Below are 26,272 nucleotides of genomic sequence, written 5' to 3'. Positions count from 1 at the left end.
GGCAACAGGCTCAGGCAAAGACAGGCAGCGGCGGTGGCGCGGCCTCACGCGCGGCCAGGTCGACGCGATCGCGCGCGCTGGCAATGGCTTCGACCAGGCCACGCACCTGCTCGGGGGTGTGCAGCGCGGACAGCGTGACGCGCAGGCGCGCCTTGCCTTCGGGAACCGTGGGCGGGCGGATCGCGCCGACCAGCCAACCGGCCTGTTCCAACGCCTGGGACATCGCCACGGCGCGATGGTCGTCGCCACACAGCAGCGGCTGGATCGGCGTTTCCGAGGCCATCAGGTCCAGGCCATGGCGGCGGGCTTCGCCGCGGAACAGCGCGATCAGATCGGTCAGTTTCGAGCGCCGCCAGTTGTCACGGCGCGCCAGGCGCACCGCTTCCAGTGCTGCGGCGGCCAGCGCCGGCGGCATCGCAGTGGTGTAGATGTACGGGCGCGCGGTTTCGGCCAGGTGCTCGACCAGGTCGTCGCGGCCCAGCACCAGCGCGCCGGAACCGCCCAGTGCCTTGCCCAGCGTGACCAGCTGCAGCGGCACATCGTCCACGCCCAGCCCGGCGGCGGCCACGGCACCACGGCCATCACCGACCACGCCCACGCCGTGCGCATCGTCCACATAGAACAGCGCCTGCTGCAGGCGTGCCACCAGCGACAATGCACGCAGCGGTGCGATGTCGCCATCCATGCTGAACACACCGTCGGTGGCCAGCATCGCCGCGCCATCGGGCGCGTGCTTGAGCTGGCGCATCGCGCCTTCGGCGTCGAGGTGCGGATAACGGCGCAGGCGCGCACCCGCCAGCCTCGTCGCATCGAGCAGGCTGGCGTGGTTGAGCTTGTCCTGCACGCACACATCGTTCTCTTCGCTCAGCAGCGCCTGCTGCACGGCCAGGTTGGCGGCGAAGCCACTGCCGAACAGCAGCGCGCGCGGGTAGCCCAGCCACTCCGCCACTTCGCGCTCCAGTGCCTCATGCAGAGCGTGGTGGCCGCAGACCAGATGCGAGGCGCCCGCGCCGGAGCCTTCGCGTGCGGCCGCATCCTGCAATGCGTTGACCACGCTGAACTGCTGGGCCAGGCCCAGGTAATCGTTGCTGCAGAAGCCGGTCAGCCACTGGCCGTCCACCTCCAGGCGGACGCCATCACGACGGCTGACCGTGCGCCGCGTGCGGCGACGGCCTTGGGCATCGCGCAGGGCGCGTTGGGCGTGGAGGCGGGCGGTCAGGTCGGGGCGGGCCATGGCGGCTGAATGCGGCGACGGGGCGGCTAGGGTAGCGCGTTGCCGCGGCGCCTGCTTGCGGCCCGTCTCAGGCCGCGTGAGCGCAGCCACAGGCGGGCGCATCGGCGCTGATATCAGCGTGCACGGTGCCGCCGTGGTCGTGGCCCTCGGCATCCACCTGCACCGCCATCGGCTGCAACCCCAGCCGCGCGAACAGGGCCAGGTCGCGCTCGCTCTCCGGGTTGCCGGTGGTCAGCAGCTTGTCGCCGTAGAAGATCGAGTTGGCACCGGCCACGAAGCACAGCGCCTGCAGTTCGTCGCTCATCGCCTCGCGACCGGCCGACAGCCGCACCATCGAACGCGGCATGGCGATGCGTGCCACCGCGATCATGCGCACGAACTCGAACGGATCCAGTTCGGCACTGCCATGCAGTGGCGTGCCCGCCACCTGCACCAGCTTGTTGATCGGCACCGAATCGGGATGCGCCGGCAGCGTGGCCAGCGCCAGCAGCAGGCCCACGCGCTGCGCGCGCGTCTCGCCCATGCCGACAATGCCGCCGCAGCAGGTTTTCAGACCGGCATCGCGCACGTGCGCCAGCGTGTCCAGGCGGTCCTGGTACTGGCGCGTGTGGATGATCGAATCGTAGTAGTCCGGCGCGGTGTCGAGATTGTGGTTGTAGTAGTCCAGGCCGGCGTCCTTCAGCGCACGCGCCTGCTCGCCACTGAGCATGCCCAGCGTGGCGCAGGTTTCCAGGCCCAGCGCCTTCACCCCGGCGATCATCGCCGCCACCTTCGGGATGTCGCGGTCCTTCGGCGATCGCCACGCGGCACCCATGCAGAAGCGCGATGCGCCGGCAGCCTTGGCCTGGCGTGCCTTGGCCAGCACCGCGTCGGTGTCCATCAGCTTCTGCGCGTTCACCCCGGTGCTGTAGCGCTGTGCCTGCGGGCAGTACGCGCAGTCTTCCGGGCAGCCGCCGGTCTTCACCGACAACAGCGTGGACACCTGCACCTGCGCTGGGTCGAAGTGCTCGCGATGGACTGCGGCGGCGCGGAACAGCAGCTCGGGGAACGGCAGATCGAACAGCGCCTGCAGTTCGTCGTGTTGCCAGTCGTGGCGGATGGCAGCAGCCATGGCGGGACCTTGGGTACGAGTGGAGCGAGGGCGGCAGTGTGGGTGGGTTGGCGAGCCCTGTCAACTTGATTGCTTCCCATGTGGTTTACATCGGTTGACCGCCATGAATGGGCGCTGCGGTGTAAGTTCATTGCTGCATACGGACGCGCGAGCACGTGCCATGAACAGCTACCAGTCCTACCCGATCCGCCGCGACGCGGTGCTGTGCAGCCTTGCCGAGCTGCCCGACGGCGGCCTGCGCGTGGTGCTGGATGATCTGCGCCAGTCCGACACGCCAGGGCAGTGGAAGAACCACGTCTTCGTGACCTTCAAGGACTACCCGGCAGGGCAGCTCGATCCGGCGACGTTGCCCAAGGAGGAGCTCGAGGCTTTCGGACACTATGTGCTGGTTCGCCTGTTGGCCATCAATGGCTGCCTGCGCGATACGGACGAGCGCTCCGACAACGATGCCCATCTCACTGACCTGGCGCGGCAGAACATCGCCGCGCTGACCAGCGAGGACATCGCCTCGATCGATGAGCAGCTGTTCTCCCTCTGCGACGGGCAGTTCCGAAAGATCGCCTACATTGTGGGCATGGTCATGTCGCTGCAGCCGAAGTGCCGATCGGGAATTCCCGATGTGTTCTATGCAGGGCGTGTACGCATGCTGGTGGAACGGGGCATGTTGCAGGCACAGGGCGACCTCACGCGGATGGGCTGTTGCGAAGTGCGCGTCCGGCAGTAGGCTTGCGCCCACCAGGACCTGGCTGGAACTGTGCTTACATCTACCTGCTGGAAGGACACATGCTGAAGTCCATCCAGAAGATGGCGGCAGCCGAGGCAATGAAAGAAGGATGCGCATGGAACCGGACACGATGCCGCAGGGCGGGAAGCTGCTGATACTCGATCTGGATGAGACGCTGGTGCATGCCAGCGAGCGTGAACTGGAGCGACCCGCAGATTTCCGCCTCGTCGGCTACCACGTCTACCTGCGGCCCCATCTGCAGGCATTCCTCGACTATGCCTTTGCCCATTTCACGGTGGGTGTGTGGACGTCGTCCGGGCAACTGTACGCCGAACCGCTGGTGGACCGGCTGATGCCGGGGCGTCCGCTGGCGTTCCTGTGGTCCGCGCCGCGGTGCAGCACGGCCCGTGATTGGGAAACCGGCGGTTACACCTCGCAGAAGCGGCTGGGCAAGCTGAAGCGCCACGGCTTCCGTTTGGAGCAGATGATCGGTATCGATGACACGCCCGGCAAGTACGCCAGAAACTACGGAAATCTGGTCGCGGTGCGTGAGTTCACCGGTGATCCGGCTGATGACGAGCTGGCCCATCTGCAGCTGTATCTGGAGTGGCTGCGGCAGCAGCCCAACGTGCGTGCGGTGGAGAAGCGCCGGTGGCGGGAGCGCCTGCAGGCATAGGTAGCTGCACAGGGCAGGTGCTATCGGCGAGCACCCGCACTCGCGCGTTTCACCGCATCCTGCAAGGCCTGCAGCCACAATAACCGCTGCCCAACGCAAGCGCTGGCGCGCAGACTGTGCCCCATGACCGATCTCCATCGCCTCCGCGGCCGCATCACCGCGCTGGTTCTCAGCGAGGCCTGGCGCCGCCGTGCCGCGCTCTGGGGCGGCGCGGTGGCCGTGGCGTTGGTGGCCATCCTGTTCGCCAAGGCCAGCGACGCGGCCTTCCATCTGTTCCAGCGCATCACCGCGCACTCGCCGTGGTGGGCCCTGCTGCTCACGCCGGGCATCTTCGCGCTGCTGGCCTGGTTGACCAGTGGCGTGCTGAAGCCCACGCGGGGCAGCGGCATTCCGCAGGTCATCGCTGCGTTGGACAAGCCCGATGAGCCATTCCGGAAGACCAATCTTTCGCCTGCGGTCTCAGCCGGCAAGCTGCTGCTGACCTCGTTGTCGCTGCTCGGCGGCGCGTCCGTCGGACGCGAAGGTCCCACGGTGCATGTGGGTGCCAGCCTGATGTACCTGTTCGGCCGCTGGTTCGGCTTCAAGGATCCTCGCGAGCTCTCGCACTTCCTGCTGGCCGGTGGTGCAGCGGGCATTGCCGCGGCGTTCAACACGCCGCTGGCTGGCATCGTATTCGCCATCGAGGAGCTCAGCGGCCGTTTCGAGCATCGCTTCTCCGGCACCCTGCTGACGGCGGTGATCGTCGGTGGCGTGGTGTCGCTGGGCCTGCTTGGCAACTACACCTACTTCGGCCATGTGAGCGCGCGGCTGCCGCTGGGGCAGGGCTGGCTGGCGATCCTGCTGTGCGGCGTGGTGGCCGGGCTGCTGGGCGGCCTGTTCGCGCGCGCGGTGCTGGCCAGTGCGGCGGGCCGCCCGCGTTGGCTGGGCCAGCTGCGCCAGCGGCATCCGGTGCTGCTGGCCGCAGGCTGCGGCCTGGCGGTGGTGGCACTGGCTTTGACGTTCGGCGACGGCGCGTTCGGCACCGGCTACGAGCAGGCGCGCAGCCTGGTGCAGGGGCAGGCGTTGGTCGGCCACGAGTTCGGGTTGATGAAGCTGCTGGCCAACCTGGCATCGTACGTGGCCGGCATACCCGGCGGCCTGTTCTCGCCCGCGTTGGCGGTCGGTGCGGGGCTGGGCCACAACCTGGCGGTGCTGATGCCGGGCGTGGATCCGCGCGCGTTCGTGCTGCTGGGCATGTGCGCCTACCTGACCGGCGTCACCCAGGCACCGCTGACCTCGGCGGTGATCTCGCTGGAGCTGACCGACAGCGGCGATCTGCTCCTGCCGATCCTGGCCACGGTGCTGATCGCGCGGGGCGTGTCCGGTCTGGTATGCCGGGTGCCGATCTATCGTGGGTTGGCGGAGGTGTTGACGGCGTCGGCCGTTGCATCAACCGGGCCTGGGCAGGGCGCACGCCTTTCCTGATCGGCAGCACCCTCTGCAGTTGCGGGCAGTCCCGACACTGCGATCGGTGCTTCGCCGATGGCCGCACATGGGCAGCGCGATGAAGCATGGGCAATGCGTATTGATCTCCTGCATTCGGCAACCCGTGTCTCCCGCGCACTGCTGGGTGTCCTGCTGCCACTGCGCTGCCTGGTCTGCGGCGATCCGGGCCATGATGATCTCGATCTGTGCCGCGCCTGCCTCGCCGGACTGCCCTGGGCCGGTCGCGCCTGCCTGCGGTGTGCACTGCCGTTGCCGGATGAGGCCCTGATCGTCTGCGGCAGCTGCCGCGAGGAAGCACCACCGCAGACGGCCACGCACGCCAGCCTGCTGTACCTGCCGCCGGTGGACCAGCTGCTGCTGCGCTACAAGTTCCATCAGGACCTGGCGGCCGGTCGCCTGCTGGCGCAGTTGATGCAGCGCGCACCACCGCCCTGGTCCTGCCCGCCGCTGGTGCCGGTGCCGCTGCACCGCCGGCGCCTGCGCCAGCGCGGCTACAACCAGGCTGCCGAGCTCTGCCGGCTGCTGCCGTTGCCGGTCTGGCAGGGGCTGTACCGGCGGCGGCACACCGCACCGCAGTCCGAACGCACGGCCGAACAGCGCAGGGAAAACCTGTTCGATGCGTTCGATGTCCACGGGCCGGTGCCCACGCATCTGACCGTGGTCGACGACGTGATGACCACCGGCAGCACGGTGATGGAAATCGCCGAAACCCTGCGCTGCGTGGGCGCCAGAGAGGTGCGGGTATGGGTGTGCGCGCGGGTGCCGTGATCGCTCCCTTCATCGCAACGGGCTAGGATGAACCCGGTTCCGGATCGAAGGAGTGACCATGAATTCCCCCTTGTCTCCCTTGTTGTCAGCGGTTGGCCGCAGCTGGTGGATCCTGCTGCTGTATGGCCTGGTCGCGCTCGGCTTCGGCATCATCGCCATCGGTTGGCCGCTGTCCGCAGCCATGGCATTGGCCTGGACGCTGGGCGTGATGGCCATCATCGAAGGGGTCATCAGCCTGTTCGCACTGATCAGTGGTGGCAGCGGCGCCTCGCGCGGCTGGCTGGCGCTGTATGCCATCGCTTCGCTGGGCTTCGGCATCCTGGCGGTGATCAACCCGCTGGCCACCGCCAGCGTGCTGGTGCTGTTCCTGGCGGCGTGGCTGCTGGTAGCCGGCATCTATCGCATCGTCTTCGCGATCCGCGTGCGCAAGCAGATCCAGGGCGAGTGGCTGCTGATCCTCAGTGGCGTGCTGGCGGTGGTGCTGGGGCTGCTGTTCGCGGCCAATCCATACGCAGGCGTGGCGGTGACCACGCTGTGGATCGGCATTGGCAGCCTGCTGTACGGGCTGCTGCAGGTGCTGGTGGCGTTCAAGCTGCGGAAGCTGAAATGAGGGGCGCGCTTCCGCTCCTGCTCGGCGCGGCGCTGGTGCTGGCCGGATGCATGCCGGGTGCCGCGCCCGGTGCGCTGGCAGGCAAGGATCATGCGCCGCGCGCCGGCGTGGACGTGCGCCTGAGCGCGGTCGATGCGGCTGGCAACGGCACTCCGGCGCACTGGCAAGGTGAAACCCTGGCCCTGCGCGAGCCGCCGATTGCCGGCAGTGCGGACATCGCCGATGTGCGCTACGTGCTGGACGATGCCAAGCAGCCAGGCCTGCAGATCCGCTATCGGCCAGAAGCGCATCAGCGCATCCACGATGGCACCTCGGCCCTGGTGGGCCAGCGCGCGGCGATCAGCGTGGACGGCCGCGTGCTGATGGTGGCGACGGTGAAAGGCCCCTTCGGGGAATCGATGATGCTGAGCGGGCTGCCGAGCATTGCCGAGGCGCAGGCGCTGGCCAGGCACATCACCGGTCAGTGACGGGCGCGCCAACACCACCACGCTACGCGCGGAGGTCGACCAAGGTCGACCGCTACCGTGCGAACCGTGCCTCGATCTCCTCCAGTGACTTGCCCTTGGTCTCCGGCAGCCAGAACGCGGCTACCAGGAAGAACACGAACGTGCACGCCGCCCAGAACAGGAACATGCTGGCGTAGCCGTAGTGGCCCACCGTGGGCAGGAAGATCGCCGCGATGGTGGTCGACACGAACTGGTTGATCAGCAGGGCGATGCTCATGCCGTTGGAGCGGATGCGATTGGGCATCAGTTCCGACAGTGCCAGCCACACGCAGACGCCGGGGCCGACCGCGAAGAACGCGACGAATACCAGGATGCAGGCGGCTACCGCCCAGCCATGCGCCGGCGGCGGCACCGGGCCGATGCGGGCCTGCTCGATGCGCAGCGGTGCCTGTGCGGCCTTGGCCGGGTCGGCGAACGGGTTCAGATGCAGCTTGCGGAAGAACGCGCCGATCACACTGTCCGGCTGCACGGTCCCGGCACGCTCGATGCGCAGCTCGCGGTCGGTCAGGCTGTCGCTGCGCAGGGCGCGCACATTGGTGAAGTCACCGTAGGCGTACGACACGGTCAGCTGCATCGGCCGGCCTTCGCTGTCGATGCCGGCGCCCAGGCGCTGCCACTGTGCGTCGTCCAGCACCAGCTGCAAGCCATCGGCGCTGACCGCCGCCTGCAGTTGCGGCTGCACGTCGGCGCGGCCACGCTCGGCCTGGAAGAACAGCGTGGCGGCGGCCAGCAGGGCCACGCAGATGCCGCCGCTGCCGAGCATCAGCAGGAACTTGCGGCCCTTGCGGTCGACCAGCAGCAGCGCGACCACGGTCATCACCGCGTTGAGCAGCTTGATCGCCACGTCGGCACCGTTGGCCACCGAGCCGGACAGGCCGGCCTGGTTGAGGATGTTCACCGCGTAGGCCAGCACCGAATTGATGCCGGTGGCCTGGGTGCAGGCCAGCACCACGCAGGCCAGCACGAACGGCACCACGTAGCGTCGGCTGAGCAGTGGGTCGCGCTTGCCGTCGCTGCTGCTCGATTCCGGCGCCTGGATCTGTGCAAGGGTGGGTTCCACGTCGGCAGCAGGCAGCACCCGCTGCAGGCTGCGGCGGGCATCATCGACGCGGCCGCGGCGCACCAGCCAGCGCGGCGATTCGGACAGCCAGAAGATGCCGGCACAGAACAGCAGGCCGGGCGCCAGACAACTCCAGAAGATGGTGCGCCAGGCCTGGTCCTTCACCGTGAACAGTTCCTGCGCCTGCTGCGCCAGTGGCAGCGAGCGCACGGCTTCGGCGGCGGCATCCACCGCATGTGCGTGGTACAGCCCGATCAGTGCCGCCAACACCAGGCCGATGGTCAGCAGCAGCTGGAACATCGCCGCACCGCGTCCACGCCGCTCGGGGCTGAGCACTTCGGCCAGGTACAGCGGAATCACCACGCCGATCAGGCCGCCACTGATGCCCTGCAGCAGCCGCCCGAGCAGCAGCGGCGTGTAGCCCGAGGCCAGCGCCATGATCGGAATCGACGCGGTGAACAGCAGGCCGGCCAGCAGCATCGCACCGCGGCGACCGATCAGGTCGGCGACCATGCCGGCGAACAGCGAGGACAGCACGCTGCCCAGCAGTACCGCCGCCACCACGAAGCCGAGTTGCTGGCTGCTGAGCTGCCAGGCGTGGCTGGCCGTTGCCTCCAGGTAGGGCAGGGCACCGGCGATGATGCCGATGTCGATGCCGTACAGCAGGCCGCCGAGGCCGCCGATGAAGAGCAGGTAGCGTACGGGCCAGCGCGGGGCGGTGCTTGCAGTCATCGGCAGTTCCTGTGGTAGCGCCGGGCCAGGCCCGGCGGCGGTTCGTCGCAGAGTGCATTCTGTAGAGCCGAGCCATGCTCGGCTGCTTTCCGTTCCGATATCGAGGTTCCCCATGCCGCGCTTCGCGCGGTGAGCCGAGCATGGCTCGGCTCTACAGGGAGCCCATGCGGCATCCGGGCCGCATCGCTTGCGTCAGGTCAGATCGACCACGCGCCCACCAATGACCACCTGCTGCAGGCGCAGTTCGGCGTCCAGCACCACCAGGTCGGCGCGGGCGTCGGGCGCGATGCGGCCGCGATCGCCCAGGCCCAGATAGTCGGCCGGGAAGGTGGAAACCCGCTGCGAGGCGTCGGCCAGGTCCAGGCCGACGCGCACCAGGTTGCGCAGCGCCTGGTCCATGGTCAGTGCGCTGCCGGCCAGCGAACCCGTCGCCAGGCGCACGCAGCCGCCGCACTTGTGCACGCGCTGCTCGCCCAGCGCGTACTCGCCGTCGGGCATGCCGGTGGCGGCAGTCGCGTCGGTCACCGCGTACAGGCGCGGGATCGCGCGCGCGGCCAGCCGGATAACGCCGGGGTGGATGTGCTGCAGGTCGGGGATGATCTCGGCGTACTGCGCATGCGCCAGCGCCGCCGCCGCAATGCCCGGGCGATAGTGGTCAACGCCGGTCATGCCGTTGAACAGATGGGTGAAACCGGAGGCACCGGCCTGCAGCGCCGCCACGCCCTCCTCGTAGGTGCCGGCGCTGTGGCCCAGCTGCACGCGGATGCCCATCGCCGAAAGCGCGGGTATCAACGCGGTGTGCTCGCCGATCTCCGGTGCCAGCGTCATCACCCGGATCGGCGCCAGCGCGTGCAGCTGCTGCACCAGTGCCACCGTCGCCTCGATCGTACGATTGGGCTGTGCGCCCAGCCGCTGCGGGCTGATGAACGGTCCTTCCAGATGCACGCCGACGATGCTGGCGGCGTCGGTATCAGGCGCCGCCATTGCCGCAGCGACGCCGTGCAGCGCGTGCTCGATCTCGTCCAGCCCGGCGGTCATGGTGGTCGCCAGCAGCGTGGTGGTGCCGAAGCGCAGATGGGTGCGGGCGATGGTGCGTGCCACGTCGCCGCCCTGCATCAGGTCCACGCCGGCCGCGCCATGCACATGCAGGTCGACGAAGCCGGGCAGGATCACCGGCAGCTGCAGGTCGTCGGCGCCGCTGTGGTCGTCCACCTGCAGCCGGCGCACGCGTGAATCGAAGTGGACGTGCCCGCGCCGCCAGCCCAGCGGGGTGAGGATGCGGCCATGCAGGGTGCGGGTGTCGGTCATGCGGTGGGCTCGGCGATGATCACTTCGATGCCCAGCCGCTGCAGCCCTTCGCGGGTTGCATCGTCGATGCCGGCGTCGGTGATGATGGCGTGGATCTGGTCCAGCAGGGCGATGCGGTGCAGGCTGACGCGGCCGAACTTGGAGGCATCGGTCAGCACCACGATGCGGCGCGCACGCTCGACCATGCGGTGGTTGAGGCGGGCTTCGGCCTCGTCGTGGGTAGTCAGGCCGAACTGCAGGTCCAGGCCGTCCACGCCCAGGAACAGGGTGTCGAAGCTGTACGAGTTGAGGCTGGCTTCGGCCTGGCTGCCCTGCAGCGACAGCGACTGCTGGCGCAGCAGGCCACCGGTCAGCAGCACGGTGATGCCCGCGGCATTGGCCAGTTCCCAGGCGATGTTCAGGCCGTTGGTCATCACCGTCACGTCGCGATGCGCGCGCAGGTGGCGGGCCAGCGTCATCGTGGTCGAGCCGGAATCGATGATGATGTTGTCGCCCGGCTGCACCAGGCGCGCAGCGCGCGCACCGATCGATTCCTTCAGTGGCAGGTTCAGCGCGTCCTTCTCATGGATGTCCTGTTCCTGCGGCGGCGTGCGCACCAGGGTCGCGCCGCCGTGGGTGCGGTTGGCCAGGCCCTGCGATTCGAAGTGGGTCAGGTCGGCACGGATCGTCACCGCCGACACGCCGAAGCGCTCGACCAGATCGGCCACCTGCACCGAGCCGTGCTCGATCAGCAGCTGCAGGATCTGTTGCCGGCGGGAGCGGGTGTTGCGCATGGCCATTCTCGGTTTTGCGGGAAAAGGTAGAGATTAGCCGTTCGCAGGAACGCCGGCAGCCGAACCTGCGTTCTGCGTGCGGGGTCCGGCCTGGTTGGCGCTGCAGGCACGGGCGTACTCACCCAGGCACAGGCCGATGCGGTGCTGCACCAGCGCGGTGGGGGTGTTGGCCAGGCTGCCTTCGCGCACGGCGCGGTACTGCTCCGGCAGGTACTGGCTGAGCAGCACCAGCGGCGGCGCATGCTGCTCCAGGTTGGCGAACAGGGTCTGCACCGCCTGTACCAGCGCCGGCTCGCCCCAGTAGTAGCGGCAGCGGTCGCTGAAGGAATAACGGCGCAGCAGGCGCAGCGCGGCGGCATCGCCCTGGTAGTAGGACTGCCAGTACTTCGGCTGCGCCACCATCACCTCGTCCAGCACCTGCGGCAGGCGAGAGCACTGTGTGGCCGGCAGCAGTTCGGCCTCGATCGCGGCCAGCGCGAACAGCGCCTCGCGGTAGGCGAAGGTGGCCGCCGGGCCGACCTTGAGGATGGCGAAGTGGTCGCGTACCAGCGCATGCAGGCCGCTTTCGCGCTGGTAGTCGGTGGAATGTGCTTCGAACACGATGCGCGGCTGCCGCTCGAGGAAGTCGGCCAGCGCATGGGCGGCGTCCGGGTTGTACTCATGCACGCTGCTGTGGTCGAAGTCCACGCCCGGCTGCACCACCATCGCGATCACGCGCTGCCACGCATCGCGCAGCTGTGGCGTGTCGAACGCCTGCTGGTGGATGGCCAGGGTCTGCGCGGCGGCAGCCGGCGTGGTCACCTGCAGGCCTTCGGCCAGCGAGGCTTCGCCGCCGGGAATCGGCACCTCGGTACCGATCACGTAGACCGGCGGCGGCAGGCCGTGTTCGGCGGCGGTGCGTTCGGCGATCTCGGCAAGCTCGGCCGAACGTGCAGCGACGATGGCATCGGGCAGCGGCACCGGGTCATCGGCGCAGGACATACTGCAGTCGAGGTGGATCTTGTGGAAACCGGCGGCGACGTAGGCTTCGATCAGCACGCGCGCGTGGGTCATCGCTTCGGCCGCCGGGCGCTTCTGCCAGGCATTCGGGCCGAGATGGTCGCCGCCCAGGATCAGCCGTTCGCGTGGGAAGCCTTCCTCATCGGCCAGGGCGCCGACGTAATCGCGGTACTGCGGCGGGGTCATGCCGGTGTAGCCGCCGAACTGGTCGACCTGGTTGGAGGTGGCCTCGACCAGCAGCACGGTGCCATGTGCCTGTGCCACGTGCATGACCGCGCGCAGCACCTGCTCGTTGCTGCAGCAGACGCTGTACAGGCCGACATTGGCGCCGGCGCGGTGGGAAGCAAGCAGGGTCTGCAACGGGGACATGGTCAGGCTCCGGACATCAGGAAAACGAGGGTTGGCAGGCGAGCAGGGCGGCACCACGTGCGCCACCGGCATCGCCGAAGCGTGGCGGCACGATCGGTGGCACCTGCACACCCTTGAACAGGTGGGCGGCGATGGCGGCGGGCAGGTGCTGGTACAGCGGCGCGTACTGCGAAAGGCCGCCGCCGAGCACGATCACGTGCGGGTCCAGCGCCAGCACCAGCGCGGCCAGGCTGTGGCCGAGCAGGTCGCGATGGATGTCCAGCGCCTTGCGCGCGCGGGCATCACCGGCTTCGGCCAGGGCGATCACCGCGCTGGCGTCGGCGGCGCTGCCACCAAGGTGGCGCTCGATCATCGCCACGCCACTGCCGGACACATAACGCTCCACGCAGCCCTGCAGGCCGCAGGCGCAGTCGATCAGCGGCAGGCCGTGGCGCTGCAGCAGATGACCGGGCACGCTCCAGTGGCCCCATTCGCCGGCCAGCCCGTTGAAACCGGTCAGCAGGCGGCCCTGCACGCAGAAACCACCGCCAGCACCGGTGCCGAGGATGGCGCCGAACATGCTGTGGTAGCCGTCGGCGGCACCGCCGTGTGCTTCAGACAGGGCAAAACACTGCAGGTCGTTGCCGAAATGCAGCGGGCGTTGCAGCCGCGCCTGCAGGTCCGCGGCCACGCTGTGGCCGGTCAACGCAGGCACGTTCGCGCTGAGCTGGCGGCCGCTGCGGCGGTCGCGCACGCCGGGCAGGGCGATGCCGATCGCCGCATCACTGCGGCCCAGTGCGGCATCGGCCTCGGCGACCAGCGCCACGACTGCCTGCAGGAAACCGTCGTAGTCACCCTGTGGGGTGGCCACGCGGCGGCGCCAGGTAACCTGCATCGCCACATCGCACGCCACCAGCTCGATCTTGGTGCCGCCGATGTCGATGCCGTAGCAGGCGTGGGCGATCAGCTCAGCCATGGTGGATGGTGACGCCCTTGACGACGCGGTTGACGGTGCCGTCCGGGAACGGGTTGTCCGGGGTCAGGCCCAGCGCGGCCGAGCGCTGTAGTGCGAACAGCTGCGCAAAGCCCAGCCACACCGGTGCCAGCCACGGATCGTCCAGTGCCGGCACGGTGAGGGTGTATTCGTCGTCGGCGCCGATGTCCGAATGCGGACCGATCGCCAGCACCTGGCCGGCCACGCCGTCGCGGCGCAGTTCTTCCAGCAGGTCCTGTTCGTAGCGGCGCGCCAGCGGCTGCACGCTGCGCAGCACCACCACCAGGGTGTTGCCATCCAGCGTCGACTTCGGGCCATGACGGAAGCCCAGGGGTGTGTTGGCCAGCGCCAGCACGCGGCCAGCGGTGAGCTCCAGCACCTTCAGCGCGCACTCGCGTGCCAGTGCTTCCAGCGGGCCGCTGCCGAGGTAGATGATGCGGTTGAACGGGCGCTGCGCCAGTGTCGCCACCGGTGCATCCCACTGCGCCAGGCCTTCGCGGGCCAGTGCGGCGATCTGCTTCAGGCGCGTCACGCGCGCATCCCACGGCGAACGATCGAACACGGTCAGCGCGGCCAGCAGCATGCAGGTCAGGCTGCTGGTCATGGCGAAGGCGCGGTCGCAGCTGGCCGACGGCATCAGCAGGGTGCAGGTGTCGGCGCGGCCGGCGCCACGGCGGGCCAGCTCGCCATCGGCGTTGCAGGTGATGTCGAGGAAGCGCGCGTCATCCACGTCGCTGCGCACGCGGTCCACCGCCGCCACGCTCTCCGGGCTGGAGCCACTGCGGCCGAACGAGACCAGCAGGGTCGGACGGTCGCGCTGCAGGTACAGCGCCGGGTGGGTCAGCAGGCTGGTGGTGTGCACCACGCGCACCTCGGCGGGCCATTGCGCGTTGATCGCGTCGGCCACCATTTCGGCGATGAAGCCGGAGCTGCCGGCGCCGGTGAACAGCACGCGCTGGTTGGGATCGTTGAGGCTGTCGCCGAGGAAGGCCTGCAGGCGGTCGCGGGCACGCGACAGGTCCTGTGCCAGGGCGTCCCACAGCGCAGGCTGCTGGGCGATTTCGGTAGCGGTATCGGCTCCGCCAAGGCGCTGCCAGGCGGACACATCGGAAAGCAGGGTGACGTCCATTCGGAGGTTCCAGTTGGGCCAGCGCACCATCTGCGTTTTCTTTCGAAATGTCAAACATCGAAAGTAAAAAGAAAGAAAAAAGGTGGGTGGCTTTGCCTTGCGCGCGATGCCGGGAAAAACGAAAGGACCGACTGAATGCCGTATCGCACAATGCTTAACAGGCACCTGCAAGCGTTTACACAAAGTATTGCGGCGCAGCAACTTTCGTTTCAATGGAATATATCTTCCTTTTTCCTTTCAATTTGTTGACATCTTTCGAATCGCTGCCCTAGAGTCGGCCCAACCGCTTTCGAAACGCCCGGTGAACGGGTTGGGAGTCCGCGTGGAAAACTGCGTTCGTCGCTCGCCGCTGATGCTGGCCCTGGTGCCGGCCTTGATGCTGGCGTCCATGACGGCCCGCGCCGAGCCGGTCGGCAACCTGCGTACGGTCAGCGCCAGCGCCAGCCGCGACGGCGTGCAGGGCTGGGACCTGCAGACCGACAAGGGCGCGCGCATCCGCATTGAACTGCCGGCGACCGACATCATCCGCGTGCAGGCCGGCCGCAACGGCACGTTGACCGGCGCCGGCGACAAGGCCGCGCCGATCGTGCTGCCGCAGCCCAAGGCGAGCGTGCAGGCGCAGCTGGAAGAAGACGCACAGGAAATCCGCGTGCGTACCGAGGCACTGGTACTGCATGTACAGCGGCAGCCGCTGCGCCTGCGCCTGGAGCGGCTGGAGAATGGCCAGCCCACCGCGCTGTGGCAGGAACTGCAACCGCTGGACCTGGATGCCACGCAGAGCGTGCAGGTGCTGTCCTCGCAGGCCGATGAGGGCTACTTCGGTGGTGGCCAGCAGAACGGCCGTTACCAGTTCAAGGGCCGCGAGCTGGAGGTGTCCTATTCCGGTGGCTGGGAAGAAGGTGATCGGCCGAGCCCGGCGCCGATGCTGCTGAGCAGCCGTGGCTGGGGCATGCTGCGCAATACATGGAGCGATGGCAGCTACGACCTGCGCCAGAGCGACCAGGCCACGCTGCTGCATCGCGAAGACCGCTTCGATGCGTACTACTTCGTGGGCGCCGACCTGCCCAAGCTGATCGAACGCTACACCCAGCTGACCGGCCGCCCCAACATGGTCGCGCGCTGGGCGCTGTCCTACGGCGATGCCGATTGCTACAACGACGGCGACAACAGCAGGAAGCCCGGCACCGTGCCCGAAGGCTGGAGCGACGGCCCGACCGGCACCACGCCCGATGTGATCGACAGCGTGGCCAAGCAGTACCGCGCCCACGACATGCCCGGTGGCTGGATCCTGCCCAACGATGGCTACGGCTGCGGCTACAAGCAGCTGCCGGAAACGGTGAAGGGGCTGGCCGGCTACGGCTTCCGCACCGGCCTGTGGACCGAGAACGGCGTCGACAAGATCGCGTGGGAAGTGGGCAAGGCCGGCAGCCGCGTGCAGAAGCTGGACGTGGCCTGGACCGGCAAGGGCTACCAGTTCGCGATGGACGCCAACCGCCAGGCATTCAACGGCATCCTCGACAATTCCGATTCGCGCCCGTTCCTGTGGACGGTGATGGGCTGGGCCGGCATCCAGCGCTACGCGGTGGCATGGACCGGCGACCAGAGCAGCAGCTGGGATTACATCCGCTGGCACGTGCCGACGCTGGTCGGTTCGGGCCTGTCCGGCATGGCATACGCCAGCGGCGACGTCGATGCGATCTTCGGCGGCAGCGCCGAGACCTTCACCCGCGACCTGCAGTGGAAGGCGTTCACGCCGGTGCTGATGGGCATGAGCGGCTGGTCGTCGAACGCGCGCAAGCACCCGTGGTGGTACGACGAGCCCTACCGCAGCATCAACCGCGACTACCTGAAGTTGAAGATGCGCCTGACGCCATACATGTATGGGCTGGTGCACGAGGCCGCGCAGACCGGTGCACCGCCGGTGCGTGGCCTTATGTGGGACAACCCGCGCGATCCGCATGCGCAGGATGAAACCTACAAGTACCAGTTCCTGCTCGGCCGCGACCTGCTGGTGGCGCCGGTGTACCGCAGCCAGGCCGCCAGCCGTGGCTGGCGCCGCGACATCCACCTGCCGGCCGGCGGCTGGATCGACTACTGGGATGGCCGTCGCGTGCAGGCCGCCGCCGATGGCCGCCAGCTCGACCGCCAGGTGGACCTGGCCACGCTGCCGGTGTTCGTGCGTGCCGGTGCGATCCTGCCGATGTACCCGTCGATGCTGTTCGATGGCGAAAAACCGCTCGATGAAGTGAGCTTCGACCTGTACCCGCAGGGCGACTCGCAGTACACGTTGTACGAAGACGATGGCAACACGCGCCGCTATCAGCAGGGCGAGTCGAGCACGCAGGTAATCCGCGTGCAGGCGCCGGCGCAGGGCAGTGGCCCGGTGCAGGTGCAGATCGACGCCGTGCAGGGCCAGTACAACGGCCAGCTGGCGCAGCGCCGCTACGGCCTGCGCGTACTCAGCCGGCAGGCACCACGTGCGGTGCAGGCCGGTGGCCGCGCGCTGCCGGCGCTGGCCGATGCTGCCGCCTTCAACAGCGCCAACGAGGGCTGGTACTTCGATGCCAAGGACCGCCGCGGCACCGTGCATGTGCGCACTGCCACCCAGGATATCCGCCAGCCACTGCAGCTGCAGCTGGACTTCGCAGTCGCTGCCGCAGCCACCGATGATGCCTATCCGGCCGCACCGGTGCTGGGCCGCGAACTGCCGGCCGACAGCCTGCTGGTGGTCAACCGCCCGGCCGAAGAGCCTGGCCATGCGTTGGAAAATGCTTTCGACGACGATCCGGCCACCTGGTTCCGCAGCGTGCGCAACCAGGCCGTGCGCACCGGCGCCCACGAGTGGGTGATCGGCTTCGGCGAGCGGAAGATGATCGATGGCATCGACATCGCGCCACGCAATGACAAGAACTGGAAGCACGGGCAGGTACGTGACTATGAGGTCTACCTGGGCGACAGCAACGGTGAGTGGGGCGAGCCGATCGCCCGTGGCCGCCTGCAGTTGAAGGAAGGCGTGCAGCGCATCGCCTTCCCGGCCCACGCCGGCCGCCTGCTGCGCTTCCGCGTGCTGAGCGTGCAGAACCCCGAAGGCGACGGCGCCAGCAGCACCGACCCGATGGTCACCGCCGCACAGGGCAGCGCCCGCGCGTTCGATGCACTGCAGCCGCGCGATGTCGGCCCGATCGCCCTGTCCACCTTCCACATTCTCGAACACCAGGAACCGGAGCGACCGGCCCGGCAGCGCTATCTCTCCGAGCTGCCGGTGCCGGCCGCGCTGGCCAGCCAGCTGCGTACCGACCAGTCCTTCCATGGCGACGCCGGCATGCGCATGAACGGCCTGCAGTTCCGCCGTGGCCTGGGGGTCGGCGCCAGCAGCCGCATCGACCTGCGCCTGCAGGGCGGCTGGCACCTGCTGCGTGCCGACCTCGGCATCGACGACGCCTGCCGCAACGCCGGCGGCCTGCAGTTCCAGGTATGGGGCGACAACCGCCTGCTGTACGACAGCGGCCTGGTGAAGGCGCCCGGCGTGGTCAAGCCGGAGCTGGACATCCGTGGCCTTTCCACCCTGAGCCTGCGCACGCTGGGTGCGCAGGGCAGCCAACCCGCCCAGGTCTGTGCCAACTGGGCCAACGCCGTACTGATCGGCCAGGAGGGCGACTCCGCCAGCATCGTCGCCCCATGACCCCCACGTAACACCGCTCCTCCCCCGCCCCATCCCGACTACGGCCCTCATGGCCGTGGCCCGGGAGCGTTTTGCCCGCCGAACGCCCACGCGCTCACTCAGTTGCGCCGCACCCTTGCCAGGAGAGAACCCCGATGTTGCCCGCCCGCCACCACCGCCCCCCCTGCCGCCCGATCGCTCCGCTGACGCTGGCCATTGCCGGCGCGCTGTTCTCGCTTGCCGCTCCTGCCTTCGCCCAGGAGAGCAAGGACAACGCCACCGACCTGGCCCGCATCGAGGTCACCGGCTCCAACATCCGCCGCACCGACGTTGAAACCGCCTCGCCGGTGCAGGTGATCAGCAAGCAGGACATCCAGAACATGGGTGCGCGCACGCTGCTGCAGGTGCTCGACAACCTGCCGGCCGCCCGCCCGGCGCAGCAGGACGCGCGCTCGCTGTTCACCGGTTCCGACGGTGCCTCGCAGGCCAATCTGCGTGGCCTCGGTGCCCAGGGCACGCTGGTGCTGCTGAACGGTCGCCGCCTGTCGTACTACGGTGCACCGGCCGGGTTCCAGACCCAGTTCGTCAACATCGATGCGATTCCGGCCGCGGCCATCGAGCGCATGGAAGTGCTGACCGACGGCGCGTCGGCCGTGTACGGTACCGACGCGGTGGCCGGCGTGATCAACGTGATCACCAAGCGCAACTTCCAGGGTGCCGAGATCAGCTTCACCAACGACACCTCCTCGCGCATCGATTCCTACGGTGAGCGCCAGGCCAGCATCACCGCCGGCTTCGGTGACCTGGCCGAGAACCGCTTCAATATCTATGGCGCGGTCAACATGTACCGTCGCGACGCGATTCCGCTGAGCGATTTCTACGACAAGCGTCCGGACCAGTACTACGTCAACAACCCGAACTACCTCAACAACCTGCGCCTGGGCGTGGGCAGCAAGCCGGGCGAGTTCAACCCGGGCACCTACTTCGCCTTCGATCCGGTCACCGGCCGCCGCGTGCAGGAAGCTGCGCCGGGCTGCAGGAACGTGCTGACCAGTGAAGCGGCCGGCCCGCGTTGCGTCTGGGAAACCTGGATGAACAACGAGATCGATGCGGGCGCCAAGTCCGAGCGCAACACCGCCTACCTCAACGGCACCTTCCTGGTCGGTGACAACACCGAGATCTTCGCCGAGGCGACCTATACCGACATCGACCTGCGCGCCAACGGCGGCACGCCGCGCACCTATGGCACCACGACCGGCAACCCGACCAGCTGGTTCTCGCGCAACACCGGCAACACCGTCAACCAGTTCCTGTACCCGTTCCTGGGCCCCAACAACGAATACAACCATGCCAGTCCGCAGTTGAAGGCCATGATGGGCGGGGTGGTTGGCCTGAACTACCTGCTGCAGGATGCCGGTCCGAACTACTTCGGCCAGCGCAATACCGACAAGAGCTACCGCGTGCTGGCCGGTGCGCGTGGCAACCGGGGTGACTGGAACTGGGAAACCGCCTTCGCCAGCGCGGGTACCCACTCCACCACCTACCAGACGATCAACGTCAACACCAAGGGCTTCGAGAAGGCCTTCGGCCCGTACACGATCGATCCAGGTACCGGTCGGGTGATCATCTCCGACCATCCGGCGTACAAGTTCGGCGAGATCAGCGACGCCAACGCCGCGCTGATCCGTGAAGCGTTCCCGACCTTCGACATCCAGTCGTGGACCCGCCTGCACACCCTGGACGGCAAGATCGAAGGCCCGCTGTTCCAGCTGCCGGCCGGCGAGATGCGCGCCGCGTTCGGTTTCAACGCCAGCCGTGAGACCTTCTACACCCCGGGCAACGCCGATGCGGCCAATGGCCTGATCACCCAGCAGGGCGGCTCGTGGTTCGACGGCAAGCGCAACACCTACGCGCTGTTCGCCGAGACCGTGGCGCCGATCACCGACAAGCTGGAACTGGATGCGGCGGTGCGCGTGGACAAGTACCCGAACTTCAGCGCCAACATCGCGCCGAAGATCGGCTTCAAGTACCAGGCGTTCGATCAGCTGATGCTGCGCGGCACCTATTCCACCGGCTTCCGCGCGCCGAGCCTGGCCGAGTCCGGCAACGGCGGCGTGTTCGCCCAGCTCGGTGGCTTCCGTGACGAACTGCGCTGCGGCGAGACCAACGCCATCGCCAACCTGCTGCTGAAGTCGCAGCGGCCGGGTGACGTCGACCTCGGCAAGACCCTGCTGAACGTCGACTGCAGCCGCACCGTGGCGCGCATGACCCAGCCGAACAAGGACCTGAAGCCGGAGAAGGCGAAGATCGCCACCCTCGGCTTCGTCTACGAGCCGGCCAGCTGGCTGTCGGTGTCGGCCGACTACTGGTTCATCTACCGCAACAATGAAATCGTCGCGCCGGACTATCGCCGCATGGAAGACATCATCTCGATGTCGCGCTCGCCGATCACCGACAGTGACCGTGCCAACCTGGCCCAGCTGGCGGCAATGTGCGCCGATCCGGCCAGCGGCGTGAGCTGCCCGGCCACTCTGCCGGGCTACTCCGCCGGCAACGTGGCCAGCGTGGTCGGCCAGTACAAGAACCGCGGCAAGACCCTGATCGACGGCTTCGACATCGATGCGCGCAGCCGCTTCTCGCTGGGCGACTGGGGCAACCTGAACATCGGCCTGGCCGCCACCATCGCCAACCGCAACCGCTTCTACATGGACGCCGAGAACGGCTGGTACTACGGCGACGTGGTGGGTTATTACAACAATCCGCGCCTGCGCGCCACGCTCAATGCCGACTGGACCTACAAGCAGGTGACCACCAGCATGTTCGTCAATTACGTGGGCGGCACCAAGTGGGCCACCGACCAGATCGACGAAGAGAGCAACAACAAGGAAACCTGCACCGGCGGCTACCTGGCCCTGCAGAAGAGCAAGTGCGATGGTGCACCGTCGTGGTGGACCGCCAACATGAGCGTCACCTGGCGCCCGGACGATGCGTGGAACCTGAGCTTCACCGTCAAGAACCTGTTCAACCGCCTGCCGTTCTACGATCCGAACAGCTTCCTGGGTGACTCCAGTGACTACGCAACCATCTTCGGCCGTGGTTACAGTGTGACCATCGGCTACCGGTTCAAGTAATTCCGTTTGCGTGACCTGGCGTGCCGGCTGCGGCCGGCACGCTGCCAAGAGGAGAGATGTTTGCCATGAAGCGTAGGGAATTCATCGCGGCCAGCGCCGCTGTCGCCGCCAGCAGCCTGCTGCCTCAGACCCCCGCCTGGGCACGCGGGCGCAAGGTGCGCCTGGCCATGATCGGCACCGGCATGCGCGGGCTGGTGCTGCTGAAGGAACTGGTGCGTCGCGACGACGTCGAAGTGGTTGCCCTGTGCGACATCGAGCCGATCATGCTGGGCCGTGCCACAGAGATGGTGGCGAAGGCCGGCAAGCCCGCGCCGAAGACCTATGGCCAGGACCGCGACACCAACGCGTGGAAGCGCCTGCTGGAACAGAAGGGCATCGATGGCGTGATCATCGCCACGCCGTGGGAATACCACGCACCGATGTCGATAGCCGCGATGCAGGCCGGCGTGGCCGTCGGCTGCGAAGTGGTGGCCGGCATCACCCTGCAGGACCACTGGGACGTGCTGAAGACCCAGCTGAGCACCGGCACCCCGTACATGCTGCTGGAGAACGTCTGCTACCGTCGCGACGTGATGGCGGCGTTGCAGATGGTGCGCCAGGGGCTGTTCGGCGAACTGGTGCATCTGCAGGCCGGCTACCAGCACGACCTGCGCGGCGTGAAGTTCAATTCCGGCGATCCCAACCAGCCCTACGACAGCGGCGTGGAGTTCGGTCCCAAGGGCTGGAGCGAAGCACGCTGGCGCACCGAGCATTCGGTGGAGCGCAACGGCGAGCTGTATCCCAGTCACGGCATCGGCCCGTGCGCGATGTACACCGGCATCAACCGTGGCAACCGCTTCACCCACATCAACGCCTTCGCGACCAAGGCACGCGGCCTGCACGAATACACCGTGGCCAAGAGTGGCGGCACCACCCACCCCAGCACCAAGGTGAAGTTCAAGCTCGGCGACATCGTGACCACCACGCTGGCCTGCGAGAACGGCGAGACCATCCTGCTGCAGCACGACACCTCGCTGCCGCGCCCGTACTCGATGGGCTTCCGCGTGCAGGGCACCAAGGGCCTGTGGATGGACGTCAACCATTCGATCCACATCGAAGGCCGCAGCCCGCCGCACCAGTGGGAGGAGTTCAAGAAGTACCAGGATGAGTACGAACACCCGCTGTGGAAGCAGAATGCCGACACCGCCGCCAGCGCCGGCCACGGTGGCATGGACTGGTTCGTCATCCATGCATTTGTTGAAGCACTGAAGGCCAAGGCACCGATGCCGATCGACATCTACGACGCGGTGACCTGGAGTGCGATCACCCCGTTGAGCGAGCAGTCGATCGCCAACAGCTTCCAGACGCTGGAGTTCCCGGACTTTACTGCTGGTGCGTGGAAGACGCGCAAGCCGATCTTCGCGTTCGACGGTAAGTATTGAGGTTTACACCCTTCCACGCTGTGACGGAGACGCCGGGCACTGCCCGGTGTTTCCGTTTCTGGAAGCATTCGCCTTGTAGAGCCGAGCCCACGCCCGGCTGCTTGTTCGGTCGGTCGCTCGCTTTATCAGAAAACTCTGAAATCCGACCCACTCCACAGTTTCTGACTTGAATGTGTAAACCACATCGGAGATAACGTTCCCCGTGCGGTCATGGCCGCATTCCGGACCAGGGACGATCCGAAGCATGACGTGGTGAGGCAGCTGCCCCACGTTCTCGTTCCCGCCGGAGCTGTGTTCGTCCAGGAAGGAGAACAGGGATGTTGGAACGACTGAAGACCATTTCGTGTGCCGCACTGGCGATGATCGCGCTGGGGAGCTTGGCTCCTTGGGCTGCGCAGGCGCAGGAGGTGCAGAAGAAGTGGGAGAGCTACCTGTCGATGGGCCAGCCGCGAGCCACCGAAGCGGCGGTGCAGAAGGACATCAAGTCGCTCTTTTCCCAGTACGAAAAGGACAAACCCTTCAATTGGCATGTCAAACGCCAACGCGTCCTTGGAAAGAAGGTCATCTACGATTACCGGGTGAGACCCGAGAAGATCGTTACTACCGACTGGGTCTACATCCACTCAGGGCAGGAGTACTCCTCCGAAGATCAGATTCGTAGCGTGATCCTCGCTACCCGCGTCAGCGACCCGCAGTGCCCGGCGACTTCACTCACGGAGGATCCTTGGGTGGAGCTCCTTGGACTTGGCAGGGGCGACGACGGTAGCGTGACCAACGAGGAGAAGGATTTCCATTACACCTTGAACTTCTATCATCAGAGCACTCAAGAATGCTCGTCGATAGTGGGGTGGGAGCATGTGCGCCGGGCCAGAACGGCGCTTTGTCCGAATCGACCGTCCCTGACGTGGAATGAGGCCCTGCAGATGTGCTCTCTGGTCCAGCAGGACGAGCCGCACATGTCGCCCATGCTCTCCTACACAAGCGGGCCGCTGCCGCCGCAGCAGTGTCCTGTTGGTAACCCGTGTGATCCGACCACTGGCGATAAATCCCAGCCTGAGCCGGATTTCAACCTTGGATGGGTGAGCTTCCAACGCCACTATCACTCCCTGACGAGCACGGCGGGTGGCGCGTTGGGTACGGGCTGGACCCATTCCCACAATCTGCGGCTTACCACAGGCGTAGACGATTCCACCTTCCCTCCCAGCTCCGAACTGAAAGTTGGGCTGATCGGCGCCGATGGCGGGCAGACCGCATTCCAGAAAGTGGGGGCAAGCTACGAAGCCATGGACGGAAGCGGCGATCGCGCGGTCCAGCAGGGCACCAACTGGCAACTTTCACGTGCCGAAGAGCGCATTTATTTTGATGCTGATGGCTTGATGCAGCGCCGTGATTTCGAAGACGGTACTTCGCTGACCTATGCACACGACAGCCGCGGCCGCCTGCTCAGCATCACCCATTCTACCGGTCGGCGCGTGGATGTCCAGTACCTCGCGCCGGGCGACGATTCACTGATCTCGGCCCTGGTGATCGCCGGCCAGCCTGTGGTGAGCTACGCCTATTCTCCGGCCGGGGAACTGATCACCGCGACCTATGCAGACGGCGCCAGCCGTACATACCACTATGAGGACACACGTTTCCCGGGCTACCTGACGGGCGTGACCGCCGAAGACACCCGGCGCTACAGCTGGTTTGGCTATGACGCCAAGGGGCGGGTCAGCTGCAGCCGCCATTCCGGTGATTGCAGTCAAGCCGACGTGGGCATTGATGGCGTGCGCCTGGAGTACACCCCGGCAGGCACCACCATCGTCACCGACGCACTGGGCAAGCAGAGTACGTACGCATTGACCGCCAGCGGTACCAGCGGCCTTCCGCGCAAGGTCAATGGCATCACCGAAAGCAACGGCAGCATCACTCGCTCCTATCTGCCCGAGGGCACCGATTTCCGGCGTCGGCTGCAGTCGGTGACCGATCGCCGTGGTGTCGTCACCAGCTACGCCTATGCCGAGGCAAGCGATGCTGCCGCAGGCGCCGTCAGCGTGACCACCACCACCGAAGCGGCCGGTACTCCGGATCAGCGCGTCAGCGAAACGCGCGTGGCCATGGACAGCAATCGGCTGGTGCAGCAGACCGTCGGTAACCGTGAGGTCCGCATCGCACGCAATGCGCGCCTCCAGCCAACCACCATCACCGTGCGCGACAGGGTGACCGGTGATACCCGCATCACCACGCAGACCTACTGTGAGGCCGAAGGGCCGGAGTGCCCGCTGGTGGGACTGCTGCGTAGCGTGGATGGCCCACGCAGTGATGTGGCGGATATCTCCACCTATGCCTACTACACCGCGGACGACGCGGGATGCGCGACCAATGGTGCCTGCAGTTATCGCAAGGGTGACCTGCGCAGTGTGACCAATGCGCTGGGCCAGACGGTCGAGACCTTGGCCTACGACGCACTCGGGCGGCCGTTGTCGGCGAAGGATGCCAATGGCGTGATCACCGCCTACACCTACCATGCCCGTGGCTGGCCGACCTCGGTCACCGTGCGCGGTGCCACCACAGCCGAGGACCGGGTGACCCAGATCAGCTACTGGCCGACCGGCCAGGTGCAGCAGGTCACCGAGCCGGACGGCAGCAGTGTCACCTATGTCTATGACGCCGCCCAGCGCTTGACCGATATTGCGGACAACAGCGGCAACACCATTCACTATGCGCTGGACAACGCCGGCAACCGCCTCAAGGAGGACACGCTGGACACTGGCGGCACCCTGCGCCGGACCCTGGCACGGACCTTCAACACGCTTGGCCAGCTGACCGCATTGAAGGACGCAGGCAATCACGCCACCGGCTTCGCCTACGATGCCAACGGCAACCCGCAGACCGTGACCGACGCCCTGCAGCGCGTGACCAGCCAGCAGTACGACCCGCTCAACCGACTGGCCCAGTCCCTGCAGGATGTGGGTGGCGTCGCGGCGGAGATCCGCAGTCAGTACAACGCGCTGGACCAGGTCACCCAGGTCACTGACCCGAAGGGCCTGCATACCACCTATGCCTACAACGGTTTCGGTGACCTGACCGGCCAGGTCAGCCCGGACAGTGGCGCCAGCAGCTTCACCGTGGATGCGGCAGGCAATCGCAAGACGGCCACCGATGCGCGCGGCGTCACCGCTACCTATCACTACGATGCACTCAACCGCCTGATCGGCATTGGCTACCCGGACCCCAATCTGGACGTGGGCTACAGCTATGACGTGGCGCCAGCGGTCTGTGCCACCGACGAGCGCTTTGCCAAGGGACGCCTGGGGCAGGTGCTGCATGCCAATGGCAGCACCCAGTACTGCCATGACCGCTTCGGCCAGGTCACCCGCAAGGTGCAGACCGTCAATGGTGTGGCCAGCACACTGCGCTATGCCTACAGCAAGTCGGGTCGCCTGACTGCGTTGACCTACCCCGACGGCAGCGTGGCCGACTACGTGCGCGATACCCAGGGCCGCATCAGCCAGATCGGCCTGACCCGCCCCGGCCAGGCGCGCCAGATCGTGGTGAACAACGTGACCTATGCGGCCTTCGGCCCGGCGACCGGCTGGACCTACGGCAACGGCCGCCAG

18 protein-coding genes are annotated in these 26,272 nt (G+C 67.2%); 10 read left to right on the top strand and 8 right to left on the bottom strand.

What is annotated here, in order from left to right:
- Positions 1–10: 10 nt before the first annotated feature.
- The gene (gene bioF / locus AC5P8F_RS15425) at positions 11–1,234 is read right to left on the bottom strand and encodes an 8-amino-7-oxononanoate synthase (RefSeq protein ID WP_014648763.1); all 1,224 of its coding nucleotides are present in this window, start codon (positions 1,232–1,234) and stop codon (positions 11–13) included.
- A 67-nt stretch (positions 1,235–1,301) separates the two neighbouring features.
- On the bottom strand, positions 1,302–2,345 hold the full coding sequence (gene bioB / locus AC5P8F_RS15420) for a biotin synthase BioB (RefSeq protein WP_014648762.1): 1,044 nt from the start codon (positions 2,343–2,345) through the stop codon (positions 1,302–1,304).
- A 160-nt stretch (positions 2,346–2,505) separates the two neighbouring features.
- Here bioB and AC5P8F_RS15415 point away from each other — a divergent pair, with 160 nt between their 5' ends.
- The 6 genes from AC5P8F_RS15415 to AC5P8F_RS15390 all read left to right on the top strand — a co-directional run bounded on the left by AC5P8F_RS15415 (position 2,506) and on the right by AC5P8F_RS15390 (position 7,075).
- On the top strand, positions 2,506–3,069 hold the full coding sequence (locus tag AC5P8F_RS15415; protein ID WP_049442015.1) for a DUF3658 domain-containing protein: 564 nt from the start codon (positions 2,506–2,508) through the stop codon (positions 3,067–3,069).
- A 115-nt stretch (positions 3,070–3,184) separates the two neighbouring features.
- Positions 3,185–3,745: an HAD family hydrolase gene (locus tag AC5P8F_RS15410; protein ID WP_197607933.1), complete on the top strand. Its 561-nt coding sequence runs from the start codon at positions 3,185–3,187 to the stop codon at positions 3,743–3,745.
- A gap of 123 nt (positions 3,746–3,868) precedes the next feature.
- Positions 3,869–5,209, top strand: coding sequence for a chloride channel protein (locus tag AC5P8F_RS15405; RefSeq protein WP_495228516.1), 1,341 nt, complete (start codon positions 3,869–3,871; stop codon positions 5,207–5,209).
- Positions 5,210–5,302: 93 nt separating this feature from the next.
- Positions 5,303–5,998 carry a ComF family protein gene (locus AC5P8F_RS15400; protein WP_049442014.1) on the top strand — a complete coding sequence of 232 codons (696 nt, stop codon included), beginning with the start codon at positions 5,303–5,305 and terminating at the stop codon, positions 5,996–5,998.
- 58 nt (positions 5,999–6,056) lie between these two features.
- Entirely contained in the window at positions 6,057–6,608 is a 552-nt protein-coding gene (locus tag AC5P8F_RS15395) for an HdeD family acid-resistance protein (RefSeq protein WP_014648758.1), read from the top strand.
- A complete protein-coding gene (locus tag AC5P8F_RS15390; protein WP_032957521.1) occupies positions 6,605–7,075 on the top strand; it encodes a SecDF P1 head subdomain-containing protein in 471 nt (156 codons plus the stop codon). The genes AC5P8F_RS15395 and AC5P8F_RS15390 overlap by 4 nt, the downstream gene beginning before the upstream one ends.
- Before the next feature lie 52 nt (positions 7,076–7,127).
- Here the strand turns inward: AC5P8F_RS15390 and AC5P8F_RS15385 are convergent, their stop codons facing one another.
- From AC5P8F_RS15385 to AC5P8F_RS15360, 6 genes are all read right to left on the bottom strand, one after another.
- Entirely contained in the window at positions 7,128–8,906 is a 1,779-nt protein-coding gene (locus AC5P8F_RS15385) for an MFS transporter (protein ID WP_049442013.1), read from the bottom strand.
- Positions 8,907–9,098: 192 nt separating this feature from the next.
- Positions 9,099–10,214 carry an N-acetylglucosamine-6-phosphate deacetylase gene (nagA, locus tag AC5P8F_RS15380; protein WP_046433040.1) on the bottom strand — a complete coding sequence of 372 codons (1,116 nt, stop codon included), beginning with the start codon at positions 10,212–10,214 and terminating at the stop codon, positions 9,099–9,101.
- A complete protein-coding gene (locus AC5P8F_RS15375; RefSeq protein WP_014038836.1) occupies positions 10,211–10,987 on the bottom strand; it encodes a DeoR family transcriptional regulator in 777 nt (258 codons plus the stop codon). Before AC5P8F_RS15375 ends, nagA begins: the two co-directional genes overlap by 4 nt.
- 33 nt (positions 10,988–11,020) lie before the next feature.
- A complete protein-coding gene (locus AC5P8F_RS15370; RefSeq protein WP_478488887.1) occupies positions 11,021–12,355 on the bottom strand; it encodes a D-tagatose-bisphosphate aldolase, class II, non-catalytic subunit in 1,335 nt (444 codons plus the stop codon).
- A gap of 16 nt (positions 12,356–12,371) precedes the next feature.
- On the bottom strand, positions 12,372–13,310 hold the full coding sequence (locus AC5P8F_RS15365; RefSeq protein ID WP_197556618.1) for an ROK family protein: 939 nt from the start codon (positions 13,308–13,310) through the stop codon (positions 12,372–12,374).
- A complete protein-coding gene (locus AC5P8F_RS15360) occupies positions 13,303–14,457 on the bottom strand; it encodes an SIS domain-containing protein (RefSeq protein WP_046433031.1) in 1,155 nt (384 codons plus the stop codon). The genes AC5P8F_RS15365 and AC5P8F_RS15360 overlap by 8 nt, the downstream gene beginning before the upstream one ends.
- A 322-nt stretch (positions 14,458–14,779) precedes the next feature.
- On the opposite strand from AC5P8F_RS15360, the gene AC5P8F_RS15355 reads away from it, so the two are divergent.
- The 4 genes from AC5P8F_RS15355 to AC5P8F_RS15340 all read left to right on the top strand — a co-directional run.
- Entirely contained in the window at positions 14,780–18,139 is a 3,360-nt protein-coding gene (locus tag AC5P8F_RS15355) for a TIM-barrel domain-containing protein (RefSeq protein WP_495228512.1), read from the top strand.
- Positions 18,140–18,273: 134 nt separating this feature from the next.
- Positions 18,274–21,249 (top strand): TonB-dependent receptor domain-containing protein, encoded by a 2,976-nt coding sequence (locus tag AC5P8F_RS15350; protein ID WP_495228511.1) that lies wholly within the window; start codon positions 18,274–18,276, stop codon positions 21,247–21,249.
- A 65-nt stretch (positions 21,250–21,314) separates the two neighbouring features.
- Positions 21,315–22,670, top strand: coding sequence for a Gfo/Idh/MocA family protein (locus AC5P8F_RS15345; protein ID WP_075076247.1), 1,356 nt, complete (start codon positions 21,315–21,317; stop codon positions 22,668–22,670).
- Between the two features lie 317 nt (positions 22,671–22,987).
- Positions 22,988–26,272, top strand: a 3,285-nt coding sequence (locus tag AC5P8F_RS15340) for an RHS repeat domain-containing protein (protein ID WP_495228509.1), incomplete at its 3' end; no start/stop codon positions are given.

This window comes from Stenotrophomonas sp. YJH_SMC_69, from assembly GCF_059370495.1.
The sequence above is the reverse complement of the archived record's forward strand: the minus strand, read 5'-3'. Positions and strand labels throughout refer to the sequence as shown.

Bases quoted from the DNA above. Each gene is read 5' to 3' on its own strand.
- bioF (WP_014648763.1), bottom strand. From the start codon at position 1,234: ATGGCCCGCCCCGACCTGACCGCCCGCCTCCACGCCCAACGCGCCCTG.
- bioB (WP_014648762.1), bottom strand. From the start codon at position 2,345: ATGGCTGCTGCCATCCGCCACGACTGGCAACACGACGAACTGCAGGCG.
- AC5P8F_RS15415 (WP_049442015.1), top strand. From the start codon at position 2,506: ATGAACAGCTACCAGTCCTACCCGATCCGCCGCGACGCGGTGCTGTGC.
- AC5P8F_RS15410 (WP_197607933.1), top strand. From the start codon at position 3,185: ATGGAACCGGACACGATGCCGCAGGGCGGGAAGCTGCTGATACTCGAT.
- AC5P8F_RS15405 (WP_495228516.1), top strand. From the start codon at position 3,869: ATGACCGATCTCCATCGCCTCCGCGGCCGCATCACCGCGCTGGTTCTC.
- AC5P8F_RS15400 (WP_049442014.1), top strand. From the start codon at position 5,303: ATGCGTATTGATCTCCTGCATTCGGCAACCCGTGTCTCCCGCGCACTG.
- AC5P8F_RS15395 (WP_014648758.1), top strand. From the start codon at position 6,057: ATGAATTCCCCCTTGTCTCCCTTGTTGTCAGCGGTTGGCCGCAGCTGG.
- AC5P8F_RS15390 (WP_032957521.1), top strand. From the start codon at position 6,605: ATGAGGGGCGCGCTTCCGCTCCTGCTCGGCGCGGCGCTGGTGCTGGCC.
- AC5P8F_RS15385 (WP_049442013.1), bottom strand. From the start codon at position 8,906: ATGACTGCAAGCACCGCCCCGCGCTGGCCCGTACGCTACCTGCTCTTC.
- nagA (WP_046433040.1), bottom strand. From the start codon at position 10,214: ATGACCGACACCCGCACCCTGCATGGCCGCATCCTCACCCCGCTGGGC.
- AC5P8F_RS15375 (WP_014038836.1), bottom strand. From the start codon at position 10,987: ATGCGCAACACCCGCTCCCGCCGGCAACAGATCCTGCAGCTGCTGATC.
- AC5P8F_RS15370 (WP_478488887.1), bottom strand. From the start codon at position 12,355: ATGTCCCCGTTGCAGACCCTGCTTGCTTCCCACCGCGCCGGCGCCAAT.
- AC5P8F_RS15365 (WP_197556618.1), bottom strand. From the start codon at position 13,310: ATGGCTGAGCTGATCGCCCACGCCTGCTACGGCATCGACATCGGCGGC.
- AC5P8F_RS15360 (WP_046433031.1), bottom strand. From the start codon at position 14,457: ATGGACGTCACCCTGCTTTCCGATGTGTCCGCCTGGCAGCGCCTTGGC.
- AC5P8F_RS15350 (WP_495228511.1), top strand. From the start codon at position 18,274: ATGTTGCCCGCCCGCCACCACCGCCCCCCCTGCCGCCCGATCGCTCCG.
- AC5P8F_RS15345 (WP_075076247.1), top strand. From the start codon at position 21,315: ATGAAGCGTAGGGAATTCATCGCGGCCAGCGCCGCTGTCGCCGCCAGC.